The organism is Pricia sp. (assembly GCF_041745955.1).
Classification (GTDB): Bacteria; Bacteroidota; Bacteroidia; order Flavobacteriales; family Flavobacteriaceae; genus Pricia.
The window spans coordinates 1-11011 of sequence record NZ_JBGTHY010000467.1 but is presented as its reverse complement, the minus strand read 5'-3'; the positions used below and the strand labels follow the sequence as shown (position 1 = coordinate 11011).

8 protein-coding genes are annotated in these 11011 nt (G+C 44.1%); 1 reads left to right on the top strand and 7 read right to left on the bottom strand.

Annotated features, from left to right (window positions below; genetic code table 11):
• The 7 genes from ACEW8S_RS16455 to ACEW8S_RS16425 all read right to left on the bottom strand — a co-directional run.
• Positions 1-797, bottom strand: a 797-nt coding sequence (locus ACEW8S_RS16455) for an aminoacetone oxidase family FAD-binding enzyme (protein WP_373519207.1), incomplete at its 3' end; no start/stop codon positions are given.
• Positions 798-808: 11 nt separating this feature from the next.
• Positions 809-1141, bottom strand: a complete 333-nt coding sequence (locus tag ACEW8S_RS16450; protein ID WP_373519206.1) for a DUF86 domain-containing protein — start codon at positions 1139-1141, stop codon at positions 809-811.
• On the bottom strand, positions 1131-1442 hold the full coding sequence (locus ACEW8S_RS16445; RefSeq protein WP_373519205.1) for a nucleotidyltransferase family protein: 312 nt from the start codon (positions 1440-1442) through the stop codon (positions 1131-1133). The genes ACEW8S_RS16450 and ACEW8S_RS16445 overlap by 11 nt, the downstream gene beginning before the upstream one ends.
• 9 nt (positions 1443-1451) lie before the next feature.
• On the bottom strand, positions 1452-3296 hold the full coding sequence (locus ACEW8S_RS16440) for an alpha-amylase family protein (RefSeq protein WP_373519204.1): 1845 nt from the start codon (positions 3294-3296) through the stop codon (positions 1452-1454).
• 75 nt (positions 3297-3371) lie between these two features.
• On the bottom strand, positions 3372-5675 hold the full coding sequence (locus ACEW8S_RS16435; RefSeq protein ID WP_373519203.1) for a glycoside hydrolase family 65 protein: 2304 nt from the start codon (positions 5673-5675) through the stop codon (positions 3372-3374).
• A 79-nt stretch (positions 5676-5754) separates the two neighbouring features.
• Positions 5755-6423: a beta-phosphoglucomutase gene (pgmB, locus tag ACEW8S_RS16430; protein WP_373519202.1), complete on the bottom strand. Its 669-nt coding sequence runs from the start codon at positions 6421-6423 to the stop codon at positions 5755-5757.
• Between the two features lie 114 nt (positions 6424-6537).
• Positions 6538-7560 (bottom strand): LacI family DNA-binding transcriptional regulator, encoded by a 1023-nt coding sequence (locus ACEW8S_RS16425; RefSeq protein WP_373519201.1) that lies wholly within the window; start codon positions 7558-7560, stop codon positions 6538-6540.
• A gap of 359 nt (positions 7561-7919) precedes the next feature.
• On the opposite strand from ACEW8S_RS16425, the gene ACEW8S_RS16420 reads away from it, so the two are divergent.
• Positions 7920-10985, top strand: a complete 3066-nt coding sequence (locus ACEW8S_RS16420; protein WP_373519200.1) for a SusC/RagA family TonB-linked outer membrane protein — start codon at positions 7920-7922, stop codon at positions 10983-10985.
• Positions 10986-11011: the final 26 nt, after the last annotated feature.

Below are 11011 nucleotides of genomic sequence, written 5' to 3'. Positions count from 1 at the left end.
CCGCTCATGCCCCAATGCGTAATCATCAAGGGTCCTTCCGAAGTCATTAAGGGTTTTTCCGCTTCTCGGCTTCGGAGCTTTATGGTGATTTTAGAATTAAACAGCCGCTGTTCGAGAACATGGACTTCTGCGTGGGTACTTACGCCCTGTATTCCCTTTATGCGCTTGTCCTTAATATTAAAGGTGAACAACGAGGGCACTGCCGGCTCAAGGGAATGGCCCAATTTTTTCAGCAGCTTCCATATTTTAGGATTGCTTCCGGTGGCGACCACTATTTTTTTTGCGTGGTAGGTGTGTTTTATGGATTCTATTTCCCAGACTATCTTTTTTTTTTCATCTGCCGTAGAGACGCCATGCACGTCGTCTTTACCTTGACGAATATCGATTACCGCACTATGCCGTAAAACCCGTACTCCCAATCGGTCGGCCTCGTTCAAAAAACAATTGATAATGGTCAGGGACGAATCAGAAACGGGAAACATGCGACCGTCGGCCTCTATTTTTAGGGGAATGCCCCTTCTCTCAAAAAAGGCCATGGTATCACCACTACAATAGGAGTGGAAAGGCCCCAACAGTTCTTTTTCGCCCCTGGGATAATTTTTGACCAGTTCACCGGGGTCAAATTCCGCATGGGTGACATTGCACCGACCGCCACCGGATACCTTGACTTTGCCCAGCACTTCCTTTCCACGTTCTAAGATGGCAATTTTAAGGTCCGGTCGGGCTTCGGCGATATGGATGGCCGAGTAAAACCCTGCCGCGCCGCCGCCAATGATGATAACATCAAAAATTGACATTTACTTTAGTTCTATTTTAATCGCTCGAGCTCTTCCTTAAGCTTGGGCACATCCTTCAGCGCAATCGACCAAAGAACAGAAAGCTGAATACTGTCGTAAGCATGCGCCAAGCGATTTCTTAGGGAGATAATTCGTTGCGAATTGGCGATTACTAGAGAGGTGTTTGATTCAAGTGCCTTTTTCGTGGCTTCGCCAATAATCTCCAACAACCTTTCCAAAGAACGGATTGCTAATGGATTATTTTCAAACTTGACGTATTGTTTTTCACATAGCGCGACTAAGTCCTCGATTTCATCAATGGCACTTTCAATATCGAGAACGTATTTTTTGGTTTTAGGCTGCATAGAGCGGAACCATTGTATTTTCAAGTTCTTTCTTGAAAATTTTATTCTTCACGGATACTAATGTTATCAAATCTACAGGGCGTTTCAAAAGTTTCTCCAGTTCTTCTATCAACCCAAAATAATGATCGGCCATGTTTTCGACCGGAATGGAAGAATCAAAAATTACCGCTAAATCAATATCACTTTTTTCTGAATTGTATTCATCGGACAAAGCAGAACCAAAAACATAAAGTTCCAAAGCTTCAAACTTTTTACAGATTTCGATTATGGCATCCCTGTTTTTTTGGAGTAAAGGTATCATGATACTATGCTATTGATCAACTACAAAAATAAACGATTCCAACGGATTAATGTCAATCCGGACTTCTCCCCTACCGTTTTCAACCTTTAAGGTATGTTCACTTCCGTATAAGACATCCTTTATTTGATGGTTTCCTTCGGATAGCTTCCATTTTTGGACAATATCTTCCGGAAGTTTCAGTTCAAAGCCGAACCGATCGTTGGCATCGAAATTCGAGACGATAATCAGCCGCTCTTTGTCGGACCATCGTACATACGAAAGTACATGGTAATTGTACCATAGTGTGTGGTCCCGATTATAAAAATGGATGTCTTGATATTCGCCGACCAAGGCATCGCTTTGCACCGTGAAATTCAACAGACGTTTGTAGAAGTCCCGCAATTGAGATTCCGCCTCGTACAACTGCCCGCCATCGAATTGCTTGTCGTTGACCCATCGCTGGTGGTGCGGTACGCCGATATAATCGAAGATGGAGGTCCGGTTGGGACTCCCAAACCCCGCGTTTTCGGCTCCGGGCTCACCGACTTCCTGTCCGAAATAGATCATAACGGGCGCCGTGGTCATCGTGGCGGAAACGACCATGGCCGGCTTGCCGATTTCAGCGCTGCCGACAAATTCAGGACTGGCAAGCCGAACCTCATCGTGGTTTTCCAGAAAATGGAGCAGATGGTGCTCTATATCCTGCGTTCCCTTTTTCACTATGGGGATATGGTCCGTCCACCCATCGCCCTGCATGATATTTTTTAGGGAATCGTACATTTCTACCTTGTCGTAGAGGTAATCCATTTTTCCCCTGTGGATGTAGTTGCGATATTCATCGGGGTTGTAGACCTCGGCCAGCAGGAAGGCCTCTGCGTTTTTCATTTTGATGTGGGAGTTCATGTAGCTCCAGAATTCCACCGGCACCATTTCGGCCATATCATACCGGAAACCGTCGACGCCCATTTCGAGCCAATAGAGGGCGATATCCTTGAACTTCACCCACGAATTAGGGACATTTTTATCCTTCCAAAATTCATAATGGGCCGCGTAATGTTTCGACTCAAAACCCTCGGGAAGCGTGTCGAAATTATACGAGCCGTCCGGGCGAACTCCGTAATTGATCTTTACGGTTTCGTACCAGTCGTTAAAATTAGGCTTTGCCATTCGCGAACCGTTGCCCGTCCATTTTGCCGGGTTTTCGTCGAATTTCCCGTCCGCCATCGGATGATTTTCCCCGCCCAAGGGCAAATAGCCGTTCCGCCATTCCGGCACGTGAAAGGCTTCCCCGGGAATATAGTAGAAATTGTTGTCACGCTCATATTCCACCGAAGTATCATCGGAAGCACCGAAAGGTTCATGGCCCTCGGGCGTGGATTTTCCCTCGTAATTACGCGCCACATGGTTGGGCACGATATCGATAAGCAGTTTGAGGCCTGCTTTGTGGGTACGGTCGATAAGCGTCTTGAACTCTTCCAACCGGTTTTCAGGATGCTCCGCCAAATCGGGATTCACGTTGTAATAATCCTTCATCGCATAGGGCGACCCGGCCCGACCCTTTACCACATCGGGGTCGTCGTTAGAGATGCCGTATTCGGTATATTCGCGGATCACGGCATGATGCGGCACCCCGGTATACCATATATATGTAACGCCCAAGTCTTTGATTTCCTGCAAGGCCTTTTCCGAAAAGTCGGAAAACTTCCCTACGCCGTTCTCTTCGATGGTGCCCCAAGGTTTGTTTGTGGTGTTGGTGTTGCCGAAAAGCCTTGTAAAGACTTGATAAACGACCTCCTTCTTCATTTCCTTTTTGTTTTCCTCCATGGCCTTTTTCTCCGTATTTTTTTGTTTACAGCACGATATAAGTATCAGCATGCTGACTAGTAGTGTTTTATTCATTATAACCTTGCTATCTCTGTCGTTCCGACACAAAGTGGGGCCTCTTCTTGCTTATACCGCGACAGCCTTATCCGGATGCAGTACCACCCGCTCCCCATTGACCCTAATGGACATCTCATCTTTGCCATCCAGCGAAAATTCAGTTTTTTCTTTTTGAACGGTCACCTTTACGATCCTGTTCCTAAAATTGATCTTAAAGGAATAGGAGGTCCATTGCTCGGGAATTCGCGGTGAAAAGGATAATTTATCGTCAACAATCCGCATACCACCAAATCCCTCGACGATGCTCATCCAGGTGCCGGCCATGGAGGTTATGTGAAGGCCTTCCTCTACTTCTTTGTTATAATCGTCGAGATCTAGGCGGGACGTACGCAGATAGAATTCGTAGGCCTGTTGCATTTTATCCAGTTTGGCGGCCTGAATACTATGCACACAGGGCGAAAGTGAAGACTCGTGTACCGTAAAGGGTTCATAAAAGTCGAAATGCCTTTCCAATTCCTCGGTAGTAAAATGGTCCTCGAAAAAATAGAATCCCTGTAAAACATCTGCCTGTTTGATGTAGGGCGATCGCAGTATCCGGTCCCAGCTCCACTTTTGATTGATAGGTCGCTTCGCACTGGTAAGTTTATCCGCTGTAATCAGTTCCTTGTCCAAAAATCCATCCTGTTGCAAAAACACCTGATGTTCCTCGGAATAGGGAAAATACATATTGTTGGCCACCTTTTGCCACTTCGTGGTCTCTTCATCGGTCAAGCGGGTCTTTCCGACCACACGTTTATAATCCTCCTGAAAACCGTCCTTGACCTTCGTCAGCTGTTGCAACGTATAATCGATACACCACTTGCCGATATAATTGGTGTACCAGTTGTTGTTGACATTGTTCTCGTACTCATTGGGACCGGTAACGCCCAAAATCACATATTTTCCTTTCGATTTGGAAAAATTGGCGCGCTGGTGCCAGAACCGGGCGATGCCTATCAGCACTTCGAGTCCCATTTCGGGAATATAGGAGTAGTCACCGGTATACCGATAATAGTTAAATATGGCAAAGGCGATGGCCCCGTTCCGGTGGATTTCCTCAAAGGTGATTTCCCATTCATTATGGCTTTCCTCGCCGTTCATGGTGACCATGGGGTACAGGGCAGCGCCATTGGTAAACCCTAGTTTTTGGGCGTTTTCGATGGCCTTTTCCAAATGGTTATAGCGATATTTCAAAAGGTTTCGGGCCACTTTTTGGTTCTTGGTCGCCATATAAAAGGGAATGCAATAGGCCTCGGTATCCCAATAGGTACTGCCCCCGTATTTTTCGCCGGTAAAGCCCTTGGGGCCGATGTTCAAGCGGGAATCCTTTCCCAAATAGGTCTGGTTCAATTGGAAGATAGTATAGCGGATGCCCTGCTGCGCCTTGATATCGCCCTCTATGGTAATATCGGCCATTTCCCAAATTTTGGCCCAAGCCCGCTTTTGTTGTTCTAAAAGTGCTTCAAAGCCCAGGTCAGTCGCCTTTTTCAGGGATTTTTTCGCCGCATCCACCAGTTCGGATGGTTTATGGTTTCGGGAAACCGTATAGCCGCCAAACTTATGCAAGGCCAGGGTTTCGTGCTTCTTAACGGTTTGCACAAATTCATGTGCGACCCTTAATTCTTTCTTTTCTTCGGATGGATTTTGTTTCAGGTGCTTCCCGTCCAAAAACAGATGGGATTCCATAAAGGTGCAGACCTGAAAGTTCGTCTTTAAGGTATGGGATTCGATAAAGGCTTGATTTTCTTTGGATGTTATCTCCGTTGTTTCCCAAAATTTATCGTCCCAATTCGTATCCTCGTTGGTGATACCGCTATCCAAATACGGATGAAATTGTATTTCCACATCGGCATCCGTGGGCCTAATTTCATAGTGTATAGCACCGACCTCATCAATATCAAGGCTCAAAAACCGGACGATATTCACATTTATTTTTACGTCGTTCGGTAAAGTGGCAGTAAAAGAACGGCTGTACCATCCCTCTTTCATATTCAGCTCCCGTCGAAAATCGGCCACCTTTTTACATGTATTCAGATCTAAGGCTTCCCCAGATACCGACACATCGATACCGATCCAGTTGGGCGCGTTCAGTACCTTGGCAAAATATTCGGGATACCCATTTTTCCACCAACCGACACGGGTTTTATCGGGATAATAAACGCCAGCGATATAACTCCCCTGAAACGTGTTTCCAGAATAGCTTTCCTCGAAATTGGCACGCTGGCCCATGTGGCCGTTGCCATGGCTGAAAATACTTTCCGAGGATTTTACGCGGTCTTTGTCGAAGCCTTCTTCGATGATAGACCATTTGTCGGGCTGTATATAATCTTGCATATGATTTTACTATGTTATTTGCTTAACGTTTATAGCTTGAATGGTTCAAGGTTTAATTCTGCCTTCGGCAGGTTCACTGCTACTGAATCAATCCCTCTAAAAATTCAGTACTAATCTCGGTAAAATCCTTGAAAACATGATTAGCTTCGGACAGGGTTTTGGCATCGCCGATACCGATACTGGTCATTCCCGCGTTATTCGCCGCTTCGATGCCCGCTACGGCATCCTCAAAAACAATACAATTTTCGGGTCGGGCTCCCATTTTTTGGGCAGCGATCAAAAATACTTCCGGGTCCGGTTTGGCCTTCGCGACATCGGTTCCGTCGACTATGGCATTAAAATACGGCAAGAGCTTTACTTTTTCAAGTATCGGTTTCGCATTTTTGCTTGCTGAGCCCAGGGCAAGGGGCACATTTTCATCCTTTAGATAATCCAAAGTCTTGACCACGTCGGGAAGGATTTCGGAGGCATCCATATCTTCAATATAGGACAGATAATCCTCATTTTTTTCCATCATCCATCGGTCGAACTGTTCCGGGGTGGCTTCCACCTTACCAATATCCAACAGAATCTCCAGACAACGCTTTCGGCTTACGCCTTTAAAAAGTTCATTCTGTTCCTTCGTAAACTCAAAACCCAGTTGATTGGCCAGTTTTTTCCAGGCAAGATAGTGGTATTTTGCAGTGTCTACGATGACGCCGTCTAGGTCGAAGATACAGGGTTTAAATTTCAAAGTTTTAGGATGCATGTTTCAGGTGTGAAAAGTTAGGGGATATCTGCAAAAGTAGCGTACAAAATAAACCCATAGACGTATAAACCATAAACTTTTACACTGCCTACTGCGACTGCCAAACCTTATTTTTTAGTTCACGGTAGATTCTCTTTCAATAATGGTCCCTTCAACAATCTTCGTACGGAAAGGTTTTTCTTCGTCGATTTCGGCCTCGATACGTTCGATGAGCATTTCGGCGGCAACTTCACCCATACGTTCGCCATGTTGCGCTACCGTAGTCAAAGTGGGCTGTACATATTTTGATAAGATCCCGTCGGTAAAACCGATAAAAGCGATATCGTCGGGAATTTTCATCCCCATCTTTTGAACAACGGCCATACATTGTACGGCAAAAATTTCATTGACGCAAAGCACTGCGTCTATCTTGGCGGTGCCAAAAAACTGCCGTATTTCACTTTCATTGACATCCCTGAAGGGCAAAACAAGTTTCAGCTCTGGCCTGGCGGGGATATTCGCTTCCGATAGTGCCTCTTCGTAACCCTCGGCCCTCTTTTCGCTAACGTTGAAATAGCTTTCTGTAGTTACCAGGGCTATGTTCTTTCTGCCATTGGCGAGAAACTTTTTTACCGCTTGATAGGCAATTTCGGTATCGTTCAGTATGACCTTGTCGCAGGACACTTTGTCGTCTACACGGTCGAAAAGCACTAACGGAATGCCCTGTTCGGTAATTTCAAGGAGATGGTGGAAATCTCCTTTACGCTGGGTTTCGGCAGATAATGACATGACGAACCCGTCAATACTGCCATTGGCCAACAACTCGGTATTTATGACCTCCTTATCGAAAGATTCATCGGAGACGCAAACGATAACATTATATCCCTTTTGGTTCGAATACTGTTCGATACCCCTGAATACCGTCGTAAAAAAATAGTGGACTATGTCGGGAATGACAACGCCAATATTTTTAGTGCGCTTGTTCTTAAGACTCAATGCAATATTATTGGGCCTATAATTGTACAACTTGGCGAAGGCCTGCACCTTATCTTTGGTGTCAATACCTATTTCCTCACTGTTCTTAAGTGCCTTTGAAACTGTGGAGATGGATACTTCAAGTTCTCGGGCGATGTCTTTCAATGTAATTTTCCGTTTCAAACTGCGTATAATTTTAATGAAGTGTAAGATAATCCTAAAAACAGGCAAAAGTTAAATTTCCCGTTTTTTTAACAATCCATACCCAATAAACGGAATTGGGAACTTAGTACAATCGTGTTTCAATTCAAAAGAAAATGTTATCTTTGAAAAAAAAATTAACGATTCCCAATTATATCCGACCCAAATTATGAAGTCCCCAATGAGACTTTTATTTGATTATTGGTATGCCCTTTTTAGGAAAGTTATCAACACGAAACCGTTTTCGTAACCCTTGTATAGTCAAATATTCATTATTTAACGTTTTTTTTATATATGTTTAACCTTTGATTTCAACATAACTCAACTCAAAAACAACTTTTATGAAGATTACACTAATTAGAAACCTGATGATGTTCGGCGCATTTTTGTGCTTCGCATTCACTCAGGCTCAAGAGGTATCGGGAACGGTTTCCGATGCTACTGGCCCCTTACCGGGCGCCAGCGTCGTAGTTAAAGGCACTACTACGGGTGCACAGACCGATTTTGACGGTAATTATACCTTAAGTGATGTACCTGACGATGCTACATTGGTGTTTAGCTATATTGGTTACGCCAATCAGGAAGTTGCCGTAAGTGGCCAAACAACAATTAATGTTACCCTTGAAGAAGACGCCCAAGCATTGGACGAGGTGGTGATTATCGGATATGGGCAAACGACTATTAAAGATGCCACTGGAGCGGTTTCCGCAGTTCAATCGGAAGATTTTAACAAAGGTATAATTAGCTCTCCAGAACAGTTGATACAAGGTAAAACCGCGGGTGTACAAATATCACAGTCCAGTGGTGAACCAGGTGCTGGCATTTCCTTAAGAATTCGGGGTACTGCATCTGTCAGGGGAAACAACAGCCCATTATTTGTTGTCGATGGTGTTCCGGTATCTAACGAAAGTGTTTCCGCCGATGGCGCCGATGTCGGCGTTGGATCAAGTGGCTCTAAAAACCCGCTGAACTTTTTAAACCCCAACGATATCGAAAGCATGAGTATTCTGAAGGATGCTTCCGCGACCGCTATTTATGGTTCTAGGGGAGCCAACGGAGTTGTTGTCATCACCACGAAATCTGGAAAAGGTGGGGGAAGAGAAGGTCAATGGGGCTTTACCAGCAATTTGAATATTTCCGAGGTGGCCAATGAATTTGACTTGTTGAGTTCTGAGGAGTTTGTAGAAAGAGGTGGTGCCGACCTTGGTGGTTCGACCGACTGGCAAGATTATGTTTTTAGAACGACGGCATCGACCGATAATAACCTATCGTATTCCCAAAACTACGGGAGCGGAAATGTTAGGGCCACTTTCGGCTATTCTAAGCAATTCGGTATCATTGAAAATACCGATTTGGAGCGTATCACAGGAAGAATTAATGTAGGCCAACGGTTTTTTGACGACAAATTAAAACTTAATTTTCAGGGAACCGTTTCGAGAATCAACGATAAAAAGCCTTTTATAAGCAGAACCGCAGGAAGCACTGGTGATTTATTGGCCGCCAGCTATTACGCCAATCCTACGCTCAATGCTGATCCCTTGGCTAATACAGATCCGGACTTAAATCCTGCCAATTTATTGACCTACTACGATGACAATACCCAAACGGATAGATTTCTTGGCAATCTATCGTTGGAATATTCCATTACCGAAAATTTGTCCGCCAAGGTAAATTTAGGTCTTGATACTTCTACATCTTCACGTGCTCAAGTGGCCGGCCCAGCATTACTTGGTTTGGGTAATGGCGTACAGGATAACGGACGGGCGGCAGTCAGTAATTTAGATACTGAAAACACCTTGTTAGAACTCACCGTTAACTACACCAAAGAATTTGAAAATTCCAATTTGGATGCATTGGTGGGCTTCTCCTATCAAGATTTCAATAGGCAAGGGCAGAATCTTTTGGGACAGGGCTATGGCTCTAGCGATTTGAATGCCATTGCAAGAACCACCCAAGAAACCTTTGATGCTACAGAAAATCTTGCCAACAACTATCAAGGCTATGGTATCGGTATTTTCCAGGATAATACCGATGCAGGAGATCAATTTAGAATTTTGAGCCTGACGCCGGGTGTAAGCGATACAACACAGCCTTTACCCAGCATTCCAATTGATGCTTTTAGGGCAGACACCTTTGATTTTACCGATGAATTGCAATCCTTTTTCGGAAGAATCAATTACACGCTTTTAGATAAATATTTATTTACCGCTACTGTAAGGGCCGATGGTTCTTCAAAATTTGGCGAAAACAATAAATATGGCTATTTCCCATCTGCCGCTTTTGCATGGAAACTTAATGAAGAAGGTTTTATAAACGAAGAAACGGTTTCAACGTTGAAACTAAGGGTAAGCTGGGGTATCACCGGTAACCAAGATGGTCTAGGTTACGGAAATTATTTGAATAGAACCAGATGGAACGGTTTAGGTATTTTAAACAATTCACAACTAACCACTCCTGCCACTTCTGAGGTAGCATTCTCTAATCCTGATTTGAAATGGGAATCGACCGCACAGTATGGGTTGGGAATTGATTTTGGTTTTAATAATGACCGTTTTAACGGAAATTTCGATGTATATCGAAAAGAGACCACTGATATTCTCTTAAATCTACCTGCAGTGCAACCGGCTACAACGCCCTTCGTTTTTCAAAATGTAGATGGTACACTCGTAAACCAAGGTGTTGAATTGGGCCTTAATTACGATATCGCTACTTCTGAAGACTTTTATTGGAACGCTAGTTTTAATATTTCGTATAACCAAAACGAACTTACCGATTATGACGGACCTACCATTCAGGCCGGTAATCTATATGGTCAAGGTCTTACAGGCACCACTTCTCAAGTATTAACGGATGGGAAGCCTATTTACACGTACAATTTACGTACCGTCGATGAGAACTTTAACGTAGAAACGGAACCGGAGATACTCGATAAATCAGCGTTACCCAAGATTATATCAGGTTTATCGACCAGTGCGAGCTATAAAAACTGGGATGCCTCGCTATTCTTTTCCGGTCAATTTGATTTTTACGTGTACAACAATACGGCCAACGCGTTATTTGCCTCGCCACAAATCGGAAGTAGAAATAATTTGAAAAGCGTTGTTGATGAAAGTGTCGTTTTATCCGCAACAAACCCTAGCACCTATTTCTTGGAGAAAGGAGACTTTGTTAGATTGCAGACCGCATCGCTTTCCTATAATGTTCCTTTAAGCGGAGATGGACTGTTCAAAAGTATGCGCTTAAGCGCTATTGGGCAGAACCTATTTTTAATAACGGATTACAGTGGTTTGGATCCAGAGGTCAGTACCGACAACATTCCAGCCAACGGTTTACCCTCCGCCGGAATCGACTATCTCTCATATCCGAGGCCAAGAACGTATAGTATTGGATTTAATGTTACATTTTAAAGTACAAAAAAAATAATTATGAAAAA